This window comes from Nocardioides marmoribigeumensis, from assembly GCF_031458325.1.
GTDB classification, from domain to species: Bacteria; Actinomycetota; Actinomycetes; order Propionibacteriales; family Nocardioidaceae; genus Marmoricola_A; species Marmoricola_A marmoribigeumensis.
On record NZ_JAVDYG010000001.1, the window covers coordinates 4,271,672 to 4,290,239 of the forward strand.

Below are 18,568 nucleotides of genomic sequence, written 5' to 3' on the forward strand. Positions count from 1 at the left end.
GAGATCGCCGTGCGGCCCGAGGTCAGGCCTTGACCACGTTGCCGCCCTGCACCTTGACTGCGATCTCCGGCAGCGGGTTGGTCGCGGGCCCGTTGTCGACCGAGCCGTCCTTGATCGAGAACCGGCTGCCGTGCAGCGGGCACACCATGTCGCCGCCCTCGACCTTGTCGATCGTGGCGCCCTGGTGGGTGCACACCGCGGAGAACGCCTTGAACTGGCCCTCGGTCGGCTGGGTCACCACGATCTTGACGTCGGTCAGCGCCACCCCGCCGCCCACCGGCACGTCGGCAGCCGCGACGAGCGAGGCACCGGCGGCCGGGGACGTGTCGCCACCACCGCCGCTCGAGCCCGCGGCTCCGTCGGACGAGGAGCAGGCCACCAGGATCGGTCCGGCCACGCCGAAGGCCAGGGCGCAGCCGAGGAACCGGCGTCGCGCCATCGCTCCGGGCTCGAGGGGGGCGTCGGGGGCGTGCGAGCCGGTCTCGGTCATGTCCTCAAAAGTAGCCACGCCGGTGGCGGGGCCGGGAGTGGACGAGGGTCGTAGTACCACCTTCACAGGCAGTCCTCAGGAGTTGCGGGCGACCCTCCGCGCGGCGGCTGACCGCTTGGCCGGCGCCTTCTTGGTGGTGGCCTTGGTGGTGGCCTTGGTGGTGGCCTTGGTGGCGGCCGCCTTGCGGGCGCGCGTGACCTTGGGCTGGGCGACCGGGTCGTGCGCCTCGAGGATCGGCCGGAGGAACGCGCCGGTGTGGCTGTCGTCGTTGGCGGCCACGTCCTCGGGCGTGCCCTCGGCGACCACGGTGCCCCCGCGGCTGCCGCCCTCGGGCCCCATGTCGACGATCCAGTCGGCGGTCTTGATCACGTCGAGGTTGTGCTCGATCACCAGCACCGAGTTGCCCTGGTCGACGAGCCGGCCGAGCACCAGGAGCAGCTTGCGGATGTCCTCGAAGTGCAGGCCGGTGGTCGGCTCGTCGAGGACGTAGACCGTGCGCCCGGTCGAGCGCTTCTGCAGCTCGGTGGCGAGCTTGACCCGCTGGGCCTCGCCCCCCGACAGCGTGGGGGCGGGCTGGCCGAGCCGGACGTAGCCGAGCCCGACGTCGACCAGCGTCGAGAGGTGCCGGTTGATCGCCGGCACCGCGGCGAAGAACTCGACCGCCTCCTCGATCGGCATGTCGAGGACCTCGGCGATCGTCTTGCCCTTGTAGTGCACCTCGAGCGTCTCGCGGTTGTAGCGCGCGCCGTGGCACACCTCGCAGGGGACGTAGACGTCCGGGAGGAAGTTCATCTCGATCTTGATCGTGCCGTCGCCGGAGCAGGCCTCGCAGCGCCCGCCCTTGACGTTGAAGGAGAACCTGCCCTGGAGGTAGCCGCGCATCTTGGCCTCGGCCGTCGAGGCGAAGAGCTTGCGCACGTGGTCGAAGACGCCGGTGTAGGTCGCCGGGTTGGACCGCGGGGTGCGCCCGATCGGCGACTGGTCGACGTGGATCACCTTGTCGACGTTGTCGAGACCCTCGATGCGGCGGTGGCGGCCGGGGACGGTCCGGGCGTTGTAGATCTGCTTGGCCAGCGAGGTGTAGAGGATGTCGTTGACCAGCGTCGACTTGCCCGAGCCGCTCACCCCGGTCACCGCGACGAACAGCCCCAGCGGGAACGCGACGTCGATGTCCTGGAGGTTGTGCTCCTTGGCCCCGACCACCTTGAGCTCGCGGCCAGGCGTGCGCGGACGGCGTACGGCGGGCAGCGGGATCGACTTGCGCCCGGAGAGGTAGAGACCGGTCGGGCTGTCGGGATGGGCCAGCAGGTCGGCGACCGGGCCGGAGTGGACGACCTGCCCGCCGTGCTCGCCCGCCCCCGGGCCGATGTCGACCGCCCAGTCGGCGACCTTGATCGTGTCCTCGTCGTGCTCGACGACGATGAGGGTGTTGCCGAGGTCGCGCAGGCGCAGCAGGGTCTCGATCAGGCGGTGGTTGTCGCGCTGGTGCAGGCCGATCGAGGGCTCGTCGAGGACGTAGAGCACCCCGACCAGGCCCGCGCCGATCTGCGTGGCGAGCCGGATGCGCTGGGCCTCGCCGCCCGAGAGCGACCCCGACGGCCGGTCGAGCGAGAGGTAGTCGAGGCCCACGTCGAGCAGGAACCGCAGCCGCTCCTGGATCTCCTTGAGCACCTGCTCGGCGATCTGCCGCTCGCGGTTGGTCAGCTCGACGGTGCGGAGGAAGTCGGCGGTCTCGTTGATCGGCAGCGCACAGACCTCGGCGATGGACCTGCCGCCGACGGTGACCGCGCGGACGACCGGCTTGAGGCGACTGCCCTCGCACGCGGGGCACGGCACCTCGCGCATGTAGCCCTCGAACCGCTCACGGCTGGTGTCGGACTCGGCCTCGCGGTGGCGGCGCTCGATGTAGGGGCGGACGCCCTCGTAGCCGGTGACGTAGGTGCGCTCGCGGCCGTAGCGGTTGCGCCGGCGCACCGTGACCTTCTTGCCGTGGCCGTCGAGGATCGTCGTGCGGACCTTGGCCGGGAGGTCCTCCCACGGGGTGTCCAGGTCGAAGCCGAGCTCGTCGCCGAGCGCCTGGAGCAGGCCGAGGAAGTAGTCGGCGACGTGGGCGCCGGTCCACGGCGAGATCACGCCGTCGTTGATCGTGGCCGAGGGGTCGGTGACCACCAGCTCGGGGTCGACCTCCATGCGGGTGCCGAGGCCGTGGCACTCGGGGCAGGCGCCGAAGGGCGAGTTGAACGAGAACGACCGCGGCTCGAGCTCGTCGGTCTCGATCGGGTGCTCGTTGGGGCACGCCATCCGCTCGGAGAACTTCTGCTCGCGGTGGGGGTCCTTGGCGTCGCGGTCGACGTAGTCGAAGACCACCAGCCCGCCCGCGAGACCGAGCGCGGTCTCCACGGAGTCGGTCAGGCGCCGCTGGGACGTGGGCTTGACCGCCAGCCGGTCGACCACGACCTCGATCGTGTGCTTCTTCTGCTTGTCGAGCGTCGGCGGCTCGGTCAGGGAGTAGGTCTCCCCGTCCACGCGAGCACGGGAGAAGCCCTGGCTCTGCAGCTGGCGGAACAGGTCGACGTACTCGCCCTTGCGGCCGCGGATCACGGGCGCGAGCACCTGGAAGCGGGTGCCCTCCTCGCCCTGCATCACGCGGTCGACGATCTGCTGGGGGGTCTGACGCGAGATCGGCTCGCCGCAGGTGGGGCAGTGGGCGCGGCCGGCGCGGGCGTAGAGCAGGCGGAGGTAGTCGTAGACCTCGGTGATCGTGCCGACCGTCGAGCGCGGGTTGCGCGAGGTGGACTTCTGGTCGATCGACACCGCCGGGGAGAGCCCCTCGATGAAGTCGACGTCGGGCTTGTCCATCTGGCCCAGGAACTGGCGGGCGTACGCCGAGAGCGACTCGACGTACCTGCGCTGGCCCTCGGCGAAGATCGTGTCGAAGGCGAGGCTCGACTTGCCCGAGCCGGACAGGCCCGTGAAGACGATGAGCGAGTCGCGCGGGAGGTCGAGCGAGACGTCCTTGAGGTTGTGCTCCCTCGCCCCACGGATGATGAGCTGGTCGGCCACCGGAGTCCTTCGGTCGTCGCGTCTTCGAACAGGTGTTCGCCATGCTAGTCCGGTCCACCGACAGGACGCGCCGAGGGCGCGCACCACCTCGCTGTTTGGATGGGTGCCATGACCCCCGTGCCCGGCGAGGCCCCTGGACCGACCCGCTCCTCCCCCGCCCCTGTGTCCGCACTGGCGCACCTGGAGGAGACGGTGCTGGCGACCCAACGCTACCTGGCGACGGTCAACCGCCTCACCTCCGCGGACCTGCGCGGACCGAGCCACCTGCCGGGGTGGAGCCGCGCCCACGTGGTCGCGCACGTCTCCCGCAACGCCGAGGCGGTCCAACGGCTGCTGCACTGGGCCCGCACGGGTGAGCCGACCCCGATGTACGTCTCCGACGAGGTGCGCGACCGCGACATCGAGCAGAGCGCCCGGCTCTCGCCCGAGGAGCTCGCGGCCGACGCCGCCGAGACGGCCGCGCTGCTGGAGGCGGCGGCACGCGGCCTGCCCGCCGACCGGCTGGAGGAGACCGTCTCGAGGACCCTCGGCTCCCCCGCCTTCCCCGTGCGACGGGCCGGCGCGATGCGGCGCATCGAGGTCGAGGTGCACCACGCCGACCTCGACGCCGGCTACGCCGCCCACGACTGGCCCGCGGACCTGCACGACCTGCTGCTCAAGCGACGCAGGCGTGAGCTGACCGAGCGGGCCGGGCTCGTGCTCGCCCTCACCGACCGCGGCGAGGAGGTGCCCCTCGGCCGCGTCTCCTCCGACCCGGCCGTCGTCGCCGGCCTCACCGCGGACGTGGTCTGGTGGCTCCTCGGTCGCGGGTCCGGGGAGGGTCTGCGATGCTCGACAGGACAGCTCCCCGAGCTCGGAAAGTGGGCCTAGACGTGACGTACACCGGCAAGGTCTCCGAGGGCGGCGCGCCCGACGTGCGCGAGCTCGCCCACCTGGTCGTCACCAAGATGGAGGTGGGCGACTTCAGCAACAACACCTACCTGCTGCGGTGCCGTGCGACGGACGAGCAGCTGCTCGTCGACGCCGCGGCCGAGCCCGACCGGCTGGTCTCGCTCGTCGGGTCCGACGGGCTGCGGTCAGTGGTCACCACCCACCGGCACGGTGACCACTGGCAGGCGCTCGCCGAGGTCGTGCAGGCGACCGGCGCGACGACGTACGCCGGGGAGAAGGACGCCGACGGCATCCCCGTGCCGACCGACGTCCCGGTCCGGGACGGCGACCGGATCCGTGTCGGCGAGTGCGAGCTCGAGGCCATCCACCTGGTGGGGCACACCCCCGGCTCGATCGCCCTGCTGTACGACGACCCGGAGGGCACGCCGCACCTGTTCACCGGCGACTGCCTCTTCCCCGGCGGGGTGGGCAACACCTTCGGCGACAGGGACAACTTCGTCTCGCTGCTGCACGACGTGCGGACCAAGCTGTTCGACCGGCTGCCCGACGAGACCTGGTTCTACCCCGGCCACGGCGACGACTCGACGCTCGGCGCCGAGCGGCCCCACCTCGACGAGTGGGAGCAGCGCGGCTGGTGAGCCGGGCCTGGTCTCACACCAGGTCCTCGAGCACCTCCGCGATCGCGATCTGGCGCGACACCACCTTGCGCGCGAGGACCGGGAGCGCCATCCGTCTGGTGCGGGCGAACCTGCGCATCACGCCGAACGCCTCGTCCAGGCTGACGTCGAGGCGTTCGGCCAGGACCCCCTTGGCCTGCTCGATCACGATCCGGGACTGCAGGGCCCGGGCCAGCTGGTCCGCCAGCTGGGTCGCGTCGTGCAGCTGCTCGCGGGTGGCGATCGACAGGGCGACGACGTCGACCACGTCCTGGGCCCGTCGTGCCGCGTCGTCCGAGACCTGCGGGGACCGGAAGAAGAAGTTGACGCACCCCAGCAGGTCGGCGTTGGCCCGCATCGGCACCGCGAGGATCGAGCGGAACCCGTCCGCCACCGCGGCGCCGGCGAGGTCGGGGAACCTCGCGGGTCGCTCGAGGTCCGTCACCAGCACGAGGCGGCCGGTGTGGATGGCCTCGATGCACGGTCCTTCCCCGGTCGTGAGCTGCTGCACCTCGAGCCGGTGAGCCGCGGTGTCGGTCGCGGCCGCCAGGCCCGGGTGCTGGTCGTCGTCGAGCAGGAGCAGCCCCGCCTCGCCTGCCGGGAGCACGTCGACCAGCTCGCGGATCAGGCGGGTGAGCACCGTTCCCAGGTCGTCGCCGTGGTCGGAGTCGCTGATGACGCCGACGACCAGCCGGGCGACCTGGGCCCACCGCGGGTCGCGCTCCTCCGCCTCGGTCTCGTCCTCGTCCCTCACGCGGCGTCACCCCTCACAGGACCGGGGTGGGCCCGATCCACTCACCGCGTCCGGTACCCGTCCGGGCCCCCCGCTCACGCTCGGTCTAGACCGAACGTGCCTGGCACCGGCTCAGTCGTGCACGCGCACGGCGATGAGGCAGATGTCGTCCTCCTGCTCGGCGCCCATCTGGCGCAGCAGGACCTGGTCGCTGAGCACGGCGAGGTGCAGGCCCACCAGCTCGCGGGTCGAGCCCACCAGGCGCACCAGGCCCTCGTCCAGGTCGCTCCCCCGGCGCTCGATCAGTCCGTCGGAGAAGAACAGCACGGTGTCGCCACCACGCAGCACCACCTCGTGCTCGCGGCGCTCGACGCCGGGCACGACCCCGAGCAGCAGGTCGGCGCTGTCCAGGTCCGTGGCGTCGGCGGTGCCGTCGGCCCGGATGACGACGGGTGGGGGGTGACCCGCGCTCGACCAGCGCAGCACCGAGTCCGGGCCCCGGCGGGTCAGCGTCCCGACCACCGCGGTGGCCGTCACGCCCGGGTAGAGCGCATCCATGGCCGAGTCGAGCCCGCCCAGCACCTCGGCCGGCCCGCCCACCTGCCCGAAGCCGATGCCGCGCAGCACCCCACGCAGCTGACCCATCACGGCGGCCGCCTCGAAGTCGTGACCGACCACGTCGCCGACGGTCAGCAGGACGCTGCCGTCCCGGCGTACGAACGAGTCGTACCAGTCGCCGCCCACCTGGGCCTCGTCGGCGGCCGGCACGTAGCGCGCCTCGATCTCCACGTCGGTCAGCACCGGGGGCTCGGTCAGCATGCTGCGCTGCAGCTCCTCGGCCAGGGCCCGTTGCCGGCGGTTGGCCTCCAGCACCTCGAACGCCGCACCGGTGCGGCGCCCCACCTCCGTCGCCACGTCCAGCTCCGCCCCGGTGTACGCCGGCTCGCCGGGCCCGCGGAACACCGCGATCGACCCCAGGACCCCTCGGCTCCCCAGGAGGGGCACGACGATCGCGCTGGCCGCCCCCATCCGCCTCAGGAGGACCCGGGTCTCCTCGTCGCGGGTGGTGCTGCGCAGGAGCTCCTCGGTCACCTCGGGGATGAGCATCGCCCGGCCGCCGGCTGCGATGCGCCGGCTCGGGGTCTCCTCGGTCACCGCCTCGGGCAGCATCTCCATCGCGGCGGCCGCGTCCTCGGCACGCGCCGGGTCACGGTGCTCGATCAGCACGCGCGCGGTGGCTCCCCTGGCGTCGTACGCCTGGAACGAGGCCCAGGTGGCGAACGAGTCGACCAGCTCGGCGCCGAGCGCGTGCAGGGCCTGGTCGGGGTCGTGGGCACCGAGCAGCGCGTCGGAGACGCGACCCAGCAGCGAGACGTGGCCGCTGTAGCGGTCGCGCTCGGCCTCCACCCGCAACCGGGAGGTGGCGTCCTCCAGCATCAGCAGGACCACGGGCTCGGCGTCCTCGGTGCGGGACCAGGTCGCGGTCAGGTCCACCGGGCGGCCGCTCGTCGTGTGCACCGAGACCTTGCCGCTCGCCTCGTCGGTGCGGGCCTTCCAGGTCTGGGCGACCAGGTCGTCCACGACGCCCGGAGGCTCGATCAGGTCGCGCACCGGACGACCCCGGTCGCTCGGCTCCAGCTCGAGCAGCGCGGACCCGGCGCGGTTCCAGGCGCGCACGTGGTGCTCCTCGTCGACCACCAGCACGCCGAGCGGCACGTGCCGCAGCAGCGTGCCGAGCCTCACCGGCCGCTCCTGGTCGGCGGCGGTGCCTGGCGCCGTCGTGCGCGGGGTCGCGGGCGACGGGTCGGGAGAGCTCATGGTGACGCCTCCCTCTCCGGACGGGGAGCTCGTGGGCCTCGACTCTAGCGGCGCCCGGCGCCGCGGGACGGGCTGACGCGAACGCTCCAGACCTCTAGCCTGTCCCCGTGGCGAACCAGGTGCTCAAGATCAACGACGCGGGATGGCTCCACGCCGAGACGTTCCGCACGCCGATGCAGGTCGGCGTGCTGGCCAACTTCACGATGCCCGAGGACGCCGACGACTGCTACCTCGAGGACCTGGTCAACATGTGGCGCACCCACAAGACCTTCCAGCCACCCTTCAACTACAAGCTGCGCGGCACCGCGGTCCCACGGTGGGAGGTCCTGCCCGACGAGGAGATCGACCTCGACTACCACCTGCGGCACTCCGCCGTCCCGTCCCCGGGCGGCGAGCGTGAGCTCGGCATCCTGGTCTCGCGGCTGCACGCGATGAACATGGATCGCCGCTACCCCCTGTGGGAGTGCCACGTGATCGAGGGTGTCGCCCCCGGCCGCTGGTCGCTCTACATCAAGGTGCACCACTCGCAGATCGACGGGGTGGGGGGCATCCGGATGGCGCGCCGCATGTTCACCACCGACCCCGACGCCCGCGGGCTGCTGCCGCCGTGGGCGGTCGGCACGCACGGGGTCGACCAGTCCGGTCTGCCTCCCAAGGAGAAGAAGACCGACGTCGCGGTGCGGTCCGGCGGTGGGCGTCTCGGTGCGGTCACCGGCGCGGTCAGGTCCACGGCCGCGATCGGCGGTGCGCTCGCCCGCACCTACCGCGAGAGCGCCATCGGGTCGGGCGACGACCTGCGTGCGGTCCCCTACCGCGCGCCCAAGTCGATCCTCAACGGGCGCATCAGCAAGCCGCGCCGCTTCGCCACGCAGGCCTACCCGATGGACCGTGTGCGCCAGGTCGCCAAGGCCGCGGACGGCAGCCTCAACGACGTGTTCCTGGCGCTGTGCGCCGGCGCGCTGCGGCGTTACCTGATCGAGATCGGTGAGCTGCCCAAGCAGTCCCTCACCGCCAACGTGCCCGTCTCGGTGCGCGCCGGCGACGGGGCCAAGGTCGGCAACGCGATCAGCTTCCTCTACGCCAAGATCGGCACCGACATCGAGGACCCGGTCGAGCGGGTCAAGGCGATCCACGAGTCGACCAGGCTCGGCAAGGAGCGCCTGCCCAAGGCAGGGGCCGGCGCGATGGACATCTACACCGCCGGTCTGATGGGGCCCTTCCTCGGCCAGGCGATGCTCGGCGTCGGCGGCATCGGCCGCCCCGCCTCCAACATCGTGATCTCCAACGTGCCGGGGCTCCAGGAGACCCGCTACATCGAGGGCTCCACGATGGAGGAGTACTACCCGATCAGCCTGCTGTTCCACGGCCAGGCGCTCAACATCACCGCGGTCAGCAACGCCTCGATGTTCTGCGTCGGGTTCACCGGCTGCCGGGACACCCTGCCCAGCCTGCAGAAGATCGCGGTCTACATGGGCGAGGCGCTGGCCGAGCTCGAGGACGCCCTCGGGGTCACCTGGACCGCCTGACACCCCCGTTGGTCGAGCTTGTCGAGACCACACCCCGATGGTCCACCCCCGGTGGTCGAGCTTGTCGAGACCACACCCCGATGGTCCACCCCCGGTGGTCGAGCTTGTCGAGACCACACCCCGGTGGTCCACCCCCGTTGGTCGAGCCTGTCGAGACCACACCCCGATGGTCCACTCCCGGTGGTCGAGCCTGTCGAGACCACACCCCGATGGTCCACCCCCGGTGGTCGAGCTTGTCGAGACCACCCGCCTGTCCACAGCCGCGGCCAGGTCGACAACACAGACCCACGCCAGCGCTCAGGCTCAGCGCATGGCATGGGTCTACATCCTCGAGTGCAGCGACTCGTCGTACTACGTCGGCAGCACGACGAACATCCACGTCCGGCTACACGAACATCAGTCCGGTCGTGGCTCCGCCTAGACGCGGCACCGATTGCCCGTCCAGCTGTTGTGGTCCTACGAGACGCCGTTGGTCGCGCACGCCTTCGCGTTGGAGAAGCAGATCCAGAACTGGTCCCGCAAGAAGCGGGAGGCACTGATGGCCGGGCGGTTCGACCTGCTGCCGGAGCTTGCTCGCGGTCGAACGGGACGGCCACAGTCCTGAGTGGTGCGCCGAGCACCACGGTGTGGTCTCGACAAGCTCGACCACCCTTGCCCCCCGTGGTCTCGACAAGGTCTCGACAAGCTCGACCACCCTTGCCCCCGTGGCCTCGACAAGCTCGACCACCCTTGCCCCCGTGGCCTCGACAAGCTCGACCACCCTTGCCCCCGTGGCCTCGACAAGCTCGATTACTGTCGGGTCAGCCGCTGTAGGAGACCTTGACCGTGTCGGTCACCGGGAGGCTCTGGCAGGCCAGGCGGATGCCGTCGGCGAGGTCGTCGTCGTCGAGGACCTCGTTGTGCCGCATCTCCACCTCGCCCTCGAGCACGATGCAGGCGCAGGCCGAGCAGTTGCCCTCGCGGCAGGAGTACGGCGCCCCGACGCCCTTGCTGAGCAGGAAGTCCAGCAGCGGCTGGTCGGGCGCCCACCCCTCGAGCGCGAACTCCTCGCCGTCGAGGTCGCCGGTGACGGCGGCGGGCGAGTCACGGAACACCGACGGCTGCGCGGGGACGGCGAGGTCGTCCTCCCCCGTCATCCCCTCAGCGGCCGCGATCTCGCCGCTGATGTCGTCGGCGTGCTCACCGAACGGGTTGCCCCCCAGGGACACGAACTTCTCCTGGTGGCGCCGCTCGCGCGGGAAGCCCAGCTCCTTGAGCGCGGCCACGGTCCCCTTCATGAACGGACCGGGCCCGCACACGAACGCGTCGTACGACGGGAAGTGGGCCGCGACCGCCCGCATGTGCTCGGCGGTGGGCAGGCCCTGCACCGACTCGAGCCAGTGGACGACCACGAGGCGGTCGGGGTGCTCGGCAGCGAGCTCACGCAGCCGCTCGGCGAAGATCACCGACTGCTCGTCACGGTTGGCGTAGACGAGGACGACCTGGCCGGAGCCGTGGGCCAGCGCGCTCTTGGCGATCGAGATCACCGGGGTGATGCCGCTGCCGCCAGCGAAGAGGAGGAAGTCGTGGTCGAGGTCGCTCGGGGTGAAGATGCCGCTGGGCGCGAGGGCGGTGACGATGTCGCCGGGCGCGATGTGGTCGTTGATCCAGTTGGAGGCGTAGCCGTCGACGGTGCGCTTGACCGTGACCTGGAGCAGGTCGGTCTCGTGCGGCGCGCTCGACAGCGAGTAGCAGCGGGCGACCGTGCCGGTTCGGGTGCTCGGGACGGCGAGGGTCAGGAACTGCCCCGAGGTGTAGGCGACCTCCCGGTCGGCCCGGAAGACCAAGGAGCAGGCGTCGGCGGTCTCGCGGACCACGTCGACGACCTCGAGCTTGAGGACGTCCTCGCTCACCTCAGTCGACCCCTTCGCCGACCGGGACCCGGCCCTCGGCCACCGCGCGGGCGATGCTCGCGCGCATGCGGCTGCAGCCCTCCGGCAGGCCGAGCCGCCCCTCGGCGCGGGCACGGGTGAACTCCGCGCAGGACGCGACCGAGTCCCCGGACCACTGGATGGAGGTCTGGTGCTCGCTGTGCTTGCGCACGCCGACGACTGCCAGGCAGTCCAGGCAGGCCACCTCGGCGAGGTGCTCGTCGAGGTAGCGCCGCCGGTCGGCGTACGTCTCCTGCGACAGGGGTGCGAAGGAGACCATCAGACGCCACCGGGCATCGTCGGCGCAGGGACGCCGTGTTGCGCGTCCTCCTCCTGGCGACGCCGGAGGTTGTCCTCCACCTCCCGCCTCCAGTTCTCGTTGGCGTGGGTGGTGTCGACCTCGAACTCGAAGCGCTGGGTCATCTCGGGGGTCACGTCGGCGACGTCGACGTAGAACTGCTCGTACCACCGGCGCAGCTGGTAGACGGGCCCGTCCTCCTCGCACAGCAGGGGGTTCTGGATCGGCGACTTGTTGAGCCAGATGTGGACGTCCTGCATGAAGCCCTCACCGAACATGTCGCTGTACTTCTTGGCGATCTTGGCCGACGTCTCGTCGTCGAGGCCCTCGGGCTTCTTCACCATCAGGCCGTACTGCAGCGCGAAGCTGTTGTCGTCGACCGGGTAGTGGCAGTTGATCAGGATGACCTCGATCTCGAAGCCCTTGTAGGTCGTCGTGAGCGGGTTGATCATGTACGACGGCCCGAAGTACGACGCTTCGGACCTCAGCAGCAGGTCCTGGTCGCCGTAGCCGGCCCCGGCCATGTCGGGGCGGCCGCTGGAGTGCATGTACTGCGTGGCGACGTGACCCTCGAACACGTTCTTGAAGTACTTCGGGAACGCGTAGTGGATGTAGAAGAAGTGCGCCATGTCCACGACGTTGTCGACGATCTCGCGGCAGTGGGCGTTGGGCACGTCGAGGACGTTCCACGTCCAGTCCGTCCACTCGCCGGTCGCGATCTCGGGGATCTCGGGGATCATCTGGTCCTCGATCGGGCCGTTGCCCTCGGCGTCGTGCCAGACGAAGAGCTGCTGGTTGCGCTCCATCGCGTGCCAGGTGCGGGTGCGCGCGCGCAGCGGGATGCGCTTGGCGTACGGGATCTGCTTGCACTTGCCGTCGCCGCCCCAGCGCCAGTCGTGGAACGGGCAGGCGATCTCGTCGCCCTTCACGGTCCCCTGGGTGAGGTCGCCGCCCATGTGGCGGCAGTAGCCGTCGAGCACGTTGAGCGTGCCGTCGGAGGCGGCGAACACCACGAGCTTGGTGCCGAACGCCATCACCTGGTGGGGCTTGCCGTCCCGGAACTGCTCCGCGAGCCCGAGGCAGTGCCAGCCGCGCGCGAACCGCTCGGGCGGCGTGCCCTTGTCGATGATCCGCGGGTCCAGCCTGGTGCTCATCTCACTGCCCTCCACGCGTGTCTTCCGGTCAATATTGAAACACGTTACAGTTTTGCCCGGCCGCTTGAACAGTGACACGGCCCACGCCTCTCACCCTCCAGGAGACCACGGTGCACCTCGCTCTCACCCCGGAACAGGAGAGCCTCCGCGCCGAGCTGACGGCGTACTTCGCCGAGCTCGTCACCCCCGAGGTCCGCGCCTCCCTCCAGGCCAGCACCGGCGAGTTCGGTGACACCGACGCCTACAAGGCCGTCATCCGTCAGATCGGGCAGGACGGCTGGCTCGGCATCGGCTGGCCCGAGGAGTACGGCGGCCAGGCGCGCTCGATGGTCGACCAGCTGATCTTCTCCGACGCCGCTGCCGTGGCCGGTGTGCCGATCCCCTACCTGACGCTCAACACGGTCGGGCCGACGATCATGCGCTACGGCACCGACGAGCAGAAGCAGGAGATGCTCCCCAAGATCCTCAAGGGCGAGCTGCACTTCTCGATCGGCTACTCCGAGCCGGGCTCCGGCACCGACCTCGCCTCGCTGCGCACGCGGGCGCGCCGGGAGGGCGACGAGTGGGTGATCAACGGCCAGAAGATGTGGACCTCGCTGATCCAGTACGCCGACTGGATCTGGCTGGCCTGCCGCACCGACCCCGACCTCCCGCGCCACAAGGGGCTCTCGATCATCCTGGTGCCGGCCGACGCCGCCGGGTTCTCCTACACCCCGGTCCACACGGTCGCCGGCGTCTCCACCAGCGCGACGTACTACGAGGACGTGCGCGTCCCGGTGACCAACCTGGTCGGCGAGCTCAACGGCGGCTGGCCGCTGATGACCAACCAGCTCAACCACGAGCGCGTCGCGCTGACCTCCGCGGCGCCACTGCAGCAGTCGGTCCGGCTGGTGCGCGAGTGGGCCCAGCAGACCAAGCAGCCGTCGGGCGAGAGGGTGATCGACGCGGAGTGGGTGCAGGTCCTCCTCGGCCGCTGCCACGCCCGCACCGAGATGCTCGCCCTGCTCAACTGGCGCATCGCCTCCTCGGCCGACGACCTCTCGCCGGCCGACGCGTCGGCGACCAAGGTCTACGGCTCCGAGCTGGCCACCGAGGTCTACCGCGCGCTGATGGAGGTCGTCGGCCCCAACGCCGCGGTCAAGCCCGACTCCCCCGCGGCCGTCCTCGCCGGCCGCCTCGAGCGCTTCCACCGCTCGTCGCTGGTGATGACCTTCGGCGGCGGCACCAACGAGATCCAGCGCGACATCATCGGCATGGTCGGTCTCGGCCTGCCCGCGGCCAGGCGCTGACGGACCCAGGAGCACTGATGGACTTCACCCCCACCGACGGCCAGGACGACACCAGGTCCCTCGCCGCCCAGGTCTTCTCGGGCCGCTGCACCAACGAGCGCCAGCAGCAGGTCGAGGCCGGCGGCGACCGGTTCGACCGCGAGCTGTGGGCCGAGGCCGGGTCGCTGGGCCTGCTCGGCATCCCGCTCCCCGAGGAGCACGGCGGTGCCGGGCTCGGCGTCCTCGAGCTGGCCACGCTGCTCGTCGAGGCGGGCCGCGTGATCGCCCCACTGCCCCTGCCCACCCACCTGGCGTCGGCCCGCGTGCTCGCCGAGGCCGGCACGGCCGAGCAGCAGGCCACCTGGCTGCCCGACGCCGCCGCCGGGGACTCGGTGCTCACGGCGGCGGTCGCCGAGGACGGCGTCGACGTGCCCGAGGTGCCGGTCACGACCGCCCGCCGCACCGACGCCGGCTGGCAGCTCGACGGCACCAAGACCACCGTGCCCGCAGGCACGGTGGCCGGGCTCTTCCTCGTCCCTGCCGCGACCGACGAGGGCACCCGCGTCTTCCTGGTCCGGCCCGACGACGGCGGCGTCACCGTCACCTCGCAGCGGCTCAGCGACGGCGACGTGGCCGGCCGGGTCGAGCTCTCCGGCGCGCTCGTCGGCGACGACCGCCTCCTCGGTGACTCCGCCACCGTCACCCGGCTCCTCGCGCTCCTCACCCTGGCCGACTGCGCCTGGCAGCAGGGGGTCTGCGAGGGCGCGCTCGCCCTCACCTCGTCGTACGCCCGGACGCGGGAGCAGTTCGGCCGCCCGATCGGCACCTTCCAGGCCGTCTCGCAGCGGCTGGCCGACGGCTACATCGAGGTCCAGGGCCTCGGGCTCACGGTCACCCACGCGGCCTGGCTGCTCGACCAGGGCCGGGAGGCCACGGTCGAGGTCGCGACGGCCAAGCTGTGGGCGGCCGACGCCGGGCACAAGCTGGCACACACGACGGTCCACGTCCATGGCGGCGTCGGCATCGACCTCGACGGCGAGGCGCACCGCTTCTTCACCGCGGCCAAGCGCGCCGAGCTCGCCTACGGCGGCACCACGCTCCAGGCGCGCACCGTCGGGCGCGCGCTGGCCGCCGAGCCGGTCTGACGGGTGACGGTCCGGGACCTGCTGCTGGCCCGCGCCGAGGACGACCGGCCGGGACTGCTGTTCGAGGACCGGTCGTGGTCCTGGCGCGACCACGTCGCGGTGTGCGCGGGGCTCGCCGCGGGACTGACCGCCAGGCTCGACCCGGCCCGCCCACCCCACGTCGGTGCGCTGCTGGACAACACCCCCGAGATGGCGGCCCTCGTCGGCGCAGCCGGTCTGGGCGGTCCGGTGCTCGTCGGGCTCAACACCACGCGTCGTGGGGACGCTCTCGCTGCTGACGTCGACCGCACGGACGTGCAGATCGTGGTCACCGAGCCCCGGCACGCGCCTGCGCTCGAGGGCCTCGACCTCGATGTGCCGGTCCTGGTGGTCGGCTCGCCGGAGTGGGACGCGATGGCGGCCGAGGCGGACCCGGCCGCCATCGGCCCGGGCACCGCGGCGGACGATCTGATGATGCTGATCCTCACCTCGGGCACGAGCGGCGACCCCAAGGCCGTGCGCGTCACCCAGGAGAAGGTCGCCCACCCGGGGCGGCTGCTCGCGGAGCGGTTCGGGCTCTGCCCTGACGACGTCTGCTACCTCTCGATGCCGTTGTTCCACTCCAACGCGCTCATGGCCGGCTGGGCTCCGGGGCTCGCGGGGGGATCCACCCTCGCGCTCGCCCGCCGGTTCACCGCGAGCGGGTTCCTCGACGACGTGCGGAGGTTCGGGGCGACCTACGCCAACTACGTCGGCAAGCCGCTGACCTACGTCCTCGGCACCCCCGAGCGCGAGGACGACGCGGACAACCCGCTGCGGCTGGTGTTCGGCAACGAGGCGGCCGAGCGTGACATCGAGGCGTTCGGCCGGCGCTTCGGCTGCGTGGTGGTCGACTCCTACTCCTCGACCGAGAACGCCGTGATCGTCCAGCGGGTGCCCGAGATGCCGGCCGGGTCGCTCGGCCGCCCGCTCCCGGGGGTCGCCGTGCTCGACCCGGTGACGCAGCAGGAGGTGCCGGTCGCCCGGTTCGACGGGCACGGCCGGCTGCTCAACGGCGACGAGGCGATCGGCGAGCTGGTCAACACCCAGGGTGCGGGCTTCTTCGCCGGCTACTACAACGACCCGCAGGCCGACGCCGACCGCATGCGCGGCGGGATGTACTGGTCCGGCGACCTCGCCTACCGCGACGCCGACGGCTTCGTCTACTTCGCGGGCCGTACGGCGGACTGGTTGCGCGTCGACGGCGAGAACCTCGCCGCCGCCCCCATCGAGCGGGTGCTCCTGCGCCACCCCGCGGTCCAGCAGGCCGCGGTGTACGCCGCCCCCGACCCGTCGGGCGTCGGCGACCAGGTGATGGCCGCCCTCGTGCTCCGCGACGATGCGGTGCTGGACCCGGCGGGCCTCGAGGTCTTCCTCGCCGGCCAGGCCGACCTGGGGTCGAAGGCGTGGCCGAGGTGGGTGCGGCTCGCCAGGTCGCTGCCCCAGACGCCGACCAACAAGGTGCTCAAACGACGGCTCGCGGAGGAGCGCCTGGAGACCGCCGACCCGGTCTGGGAGAGGGCCGATCGCGGCACGACGTATCACCCTCGATGATTTCTCCTCGTTTTCCGTGTCATGAAGCGGTGTGAGCCCCGTCTCATCCGTGACGAACCCGTCAGACCCCGTCAGACCAGACAGAGGACAGGAGGACACGACGATGTGTACTCACTTCCCCCGGTGCCCCGAGGCCACGAGCCCCGACTGCTGCCACGCGCACATCACCGCCGACCACTCCGAGCAGGGCTGGCTGCGCCTGTGCAACGGCGTGATCCTGTTCGACGACGGGCAGTACCTCACCCCTGACGGGCACCCCGCGCTCGTCCCCCTCGCCGCCGCCTGAGCCTCACGGCTCGTCGGGAACGAGCCCGTCCCAGGACCAGCGCCGGGTCGTCGGGCAGCCGGGCGTCGTCCTTCGCGCCCACGAAGCAGGTCGTGAACCGCTCACCCCAGCCCGGCAGGTCGCCTCCGCAGGCATGGAGCCGCAGGGAGAACGGGTGGTTGAGCTCAGGGTCGGCCAGGCAGCGCGCGTGGTGCGCGGCCCGGTGACGGCTGTCACGTGGGGGGCGTCACGGTCGGAAGTGCTTGTGATCCACATGCTTCGGGGGACGCTGGGAACCAGGAGGCACCACCTCACCCCGCCCGGTCATGGGGACCGGGCACCGCACCGAGGGAGGCACCACGTGTCCACGACCATCACCCCGAGCACCATCAGCAGTCCCACGTTCGCCGAGCGCCTGCGCGCGGCGAGGGAGCGCGAGGAGATCTCTGCCCGCCGCTCCCCGATGCGATGGTTCCGCGGTCCCCGCGCGAACTTCGCCCCCGACGTCGCCGTCGAGCCCACCGACCGTCCGCGCCGGCGCGACGAGTTCGTGGACTCGCTGCGCGACGCCGTCTGAGTCACCCCCAGCGACGCCCTCCGGCTCCGGCCGGGGGGCGTCGTGCTGTGACTAGGAGGCGGCGGCGTCGCCGGTCGACCGGAGCTCACGCACGACCATGTCGACCACCGCGACGAGGTCGCCGCCGGAGTCGGCGGCCAGCGCGCGCTGGCGTTCGTACGACGCCCCGTGGCGCGCGATCTGCTCGACTCCGGCCAGCTCGGCGCTGCAGCCGAGCCGCTCTGCCACGGGGACGAGCCGCTGGACCAGGTCGGCCAGGTCGTCGCGCAGGAGCCGCTCGTTGGACTCGCTGTCGGTGATGATCCAGGCGTCCATGCCGTAGCGGGCGGCCCGCCACTTGTTCTCCTGCACGTGCCAGGGCGGCAGCTCGGGGAGCTTCTCCCCCGCCGCGGCCCGCTCCTCCAGGTCGACGACCAGGCAGTGGTTGAGCGCGACGATGGCCGCCAGGTCGCGCCGCGAGGCGACCGAGTCGCAGAAGCGGGTCTCCAGGGTGCCGTGGTGCGGGCTCGGCCGGATGTCCCACCGGATCTCGTCGACCTGGTCGATCACCCCGGTCTTGACCTGCGAGGCGACGAAGTCCTCGAACTCCGCCCAGGTGGAGAACTGGAAGGGCAGCCCCGCGGTCGGCAGCTGCTGGAACATCATCGCCCGGTTGCTGGCGTAGCCGGTGTCGTCGCCGGCCCACATCGGCGAGCTGGCCGACAGCGCCTGCAGGTGCGGGTGGTAGGTCAGCATCGCCGAGAGCACCGGCATCACGGTCTCGCGGCGCGGCATCCCCACGTGCACGTGCACGCCCCAGATGAGCATCTGCCGGCCCCACCACTGCGTGCGGGCGATCAGCTCGGCGTACCTCTCGCCCTCGCTGAGCTCCTGGTTGAGCCAGGTCGCGAAGGGGTGGGTGCCGGCGGCGAGCAGGTCGACGCCGAGCTCGTCGGTGACCGGAAGGACGCGGGCCAGGGTGGTCTCGAGGTCGGCCATCGCCTCGGGCACCGTCTCGCAGACCCCGGTCACGATCTCGAGGGTGTTGCGCAGCATCTCGCGGTGCAGGGCAGGCCCCCCGCTGCCCCGCCCGGCCTCCTCGTTGAGCCGGTCGAAGATCTCGTCGGCGACGTTGACCAGGTCGCGCGTCTGCTTGTCGACCAGGCAGAACTCCCACTCGACGCCCAGCGTCGGCCGCGACTCGGCGAAGGGGATGTCCACAG

17 protein-coding genes are annotated in these 18,568 nt (G+C 71.6%); 9 read left to right on the forward strand and 8 right to left on the reverse strand.

Annotated features, from left to right (window positions below; all coding sequences use genetic code 11):
• Window positions 1-22: 22 nt before the first annotated feature.
• A complete protein-coding gene (locus J2S63_RS20450; RefSeq protein WP_310306226.1) occupies window positions 23-490 on the reverse strand; it encodes a Rieske (2Fe-2S) protein in 468 nt (155 codons plus the stop codon).
• Between the two features lie 75 nt (window positions 491-565).
• A complete protein-coding gene (uvrA, locus tag J2S63_RS20455; RefSeq protein ID WP_310306228.1) occupies window positions 566-3,553 on the reverse strand; it encodes an excinuclease ABC subunit UvrA in 2,988 nt (995 codons plus the stop codon).
• A gap of 108 nt (window positions 3,554-3,661) precedes the next feature.
• Between uvrA and J2S63_RS20460 the strand changes: the two genes are divergently transcribed.
• Window positions 3,662-4,423, forward strand: coding sequence for a maleylpyruvate isomerase family mycothiol-dependent enzyme (locus J2S63_RS20460; protein ID WP_310306230.1), 762 nt, complete (start codon window positions 3,662-3,664; stop codon window positions 4,421-4,423).
• 2 nt (window positions 4,424-4,425) lie between these two features.
• On the forward strand, window positions 4,426-5,082 hold the full coding sequence (locus J2S63_RS20465; protein WP_310306231.1) for an MBL fold metallo-hydrolase: 657 nt from the start codon (window positions 4,426-4,428) through the stop codon (window positions 5,080-5,082).
• A gap of 13 nt (window positions 5,083-5,095) precedes the next feature.
• On the opposite strand, the gene J2S63_RS20470 is transcribed toward J2S63_RS20465, so the two are convergent.
• Both J2S63_RS20470 and J2S63_RS20475 read right to left on the reverse strand, forming a co-directional pair.
• Window positions 5,096-5,854, reverse strand: coding sequence for an ANTAR domain-containing protein (locus J2S63_RS20470; RefSeq protein ID WP_310306232.1), 759 nt, complete (start codon window positions 5,852-5,854; stop codon window positions 5,096-5,098).
• Window positions 5,855-5,965: 111 nt separating this feature from the next.
• A complete protein-coding gene (locus J2S63_RS20475) occupies window positions 5,966-7,651 on the reverse strand; it encodes a SpoIIE family protein phosphatase (RefSeq protein ID WP_310306234.1) in 1,686 nt (561 codons plus the stop codon).
• 107 nt (window positions 7,652-7,758) lie between these two features.
• On the opposite strand from J2S63_RS20475, the gene J2S63_RS20480 reads away from it, so the two are divergent.
• Window positions 7,759-9,177 (forward strand): WS/DGAT/MGAT family O-acyltransferase, encoded by a 1,419-nt coding sequence (locus J2S63_RS20480; protein ID WP_310306236.1) that lies wholly within the window; start codon window positions 7,759-7,761, stop codon window positions 9,175-9,177.
• 310 nt (window positions 9,178-9,487) lie between these two features.
• Window positions 9,488-9,598, forward strand: coding sequence for a GIY-YIG nuclease family protein (locus tag J2S63_RS20485; protein WP_310306238.1), 111 nt, complete (start codon window positions 9,488-9,490; stop codon window positions 9,596-9,598).
• Between the two features lie 379 nt (window positions 9,599-9,977).
• On the opposite strand, the gene J2S63_RS20490 is transcribed toward J2S63_RS20485, so the two are convergent.
• From J2S63_RS20490 to J2S63_RS20500, 3 genes are read right to left on the reverse strand one after another with little or no spacing between them, the layout of a single operon-like run.
• Window positions 9,978-11,069, reverse strand: a complete 1,092-nt coding sequence (locus J2S63_RS20490; RefSeq protein ID WP_310306240.1) for a 2Fe-2S iron-sulfur cluster-binding protein — start codon at window positions 11,067-11,069, stop codon at window positions 9,978-9,980.
• A 1-nt stretch (window position 11,070) separates the two neighbouring features.
• The gene (locus tag J2S63_RS20495; protein ID WP_310306242.1) at window positions 11,071-11,367 is read right to left on the reverse strand and encodes a hypothetical protein; all 297 of its coding nucleotides are present in this window, start codon (window positions 11,365-11,367) and stop codon (window positions 11,071-11,073) included.
• A complete protein-coding gene (locus J2S63_RS20500; protein ID WP_310306244.1) occupies window positions 11,367-12,539 on the reverse strand; it encodes a 3-ketosteroid-9-alpha-monooxygenase, oxygenase component in 1,173 nt (390 codons plus the stop codon). Before J2S63_RS20500 ends, J2S63_RS20495 begins: the two co-directional genes overlap by 1 nt.
• A 110-nt stretch (window positions 12,540-12,649) precedes the next feature.
• Between J2S63_RS20500 and J2S63_RS20505 the strand changes: the two genes are divergently transcribed.
• The 5 genes from J2S63_RS20505 (at window position 12,650) to J2S63_RS20525 (ending at window position 17,366) form a co-directional block, all read left to right on the forward strand.
• Window positions 12,650-13,828 (forward strand): acyl-CoA dehydrogenase family protein, encoded by a 1,179-nt coding sequence (locus J2S63_RS20505; RefSeq protein WP_310306246.1) that lies wholly within the window; start codon window positions 12,650-12,652, stop codon window positions 13,826-13,828.
• A gap of 17 nt (window positions 13,829-13,845) precedes the next feature.
• Complete coding sequence (locus J2S63_RS20510; RefSeq protein ID WP_310306248.1) at window positions 13,846-14,952, forward strand: acyl-CoA dehydrogenase family protein; 1,107 nt, start codon at window positions 13,846-13,848, stop codon at window positions 14,950-14,952.
• 3 nt (window positions 14,953-14,955) lie between these two features.
• Window positions 14,956-16,524: a long-chain-fatty-acid--CoA ligase gene (locus tag J2S63_RS20515; protein WP_310306250.1), complete on the forward strand. Its 1,569-nt coding sequence runs from the start codon at window positions 14,956-14,958 to the stop codon at window positions 16,522-16,524.
• 103 nt (window positions 16,525-16,627) lie between these two features.
• The gene (locus J2S63_RS20520) at window positions 16,628-16,810 is read left to right on the forward strand and encodes a DUF5999 family protein (protein ID WP_310306252.1); all 183 of its coding nucleotides are present in this window, start codon (window positions 16,628-16,630) and stop codon (window positions 16,808-16,810) included.
• A 340-nt stretch (window positions 16,811-17,150) separates the two neighbouring features.
• Window positions 17,151-17,366, forward strand: a complete 216-nt coding sequence (locus tag J2S63_RS20525; protein WP_310306254.1) for a hypothetical protein — start codon at window positions 17,151-17,153, stop codon at window positions 17,364-17,366.
• 51 nt (window positions 17,367-17,417) lie between these two features.
• On the opposite strand, the gene J2S63_RS20530 is transcribed toward J2S63_RS20525, so the two are convergent.
• On the reverse strand, window positions 17,418-18,566 hold the full coding sequence (locus tag J2S63_RS20530; RefSeq protein WP_310306256.1) for a glutamate--cysteine ligase: 1,149 nt from the start codon (window positions 18,564-18,566) through the stop codon (window positions 17,418-17,420).
• Window positions 18,567-18,568: the final 2 nt, after the last annotated feature.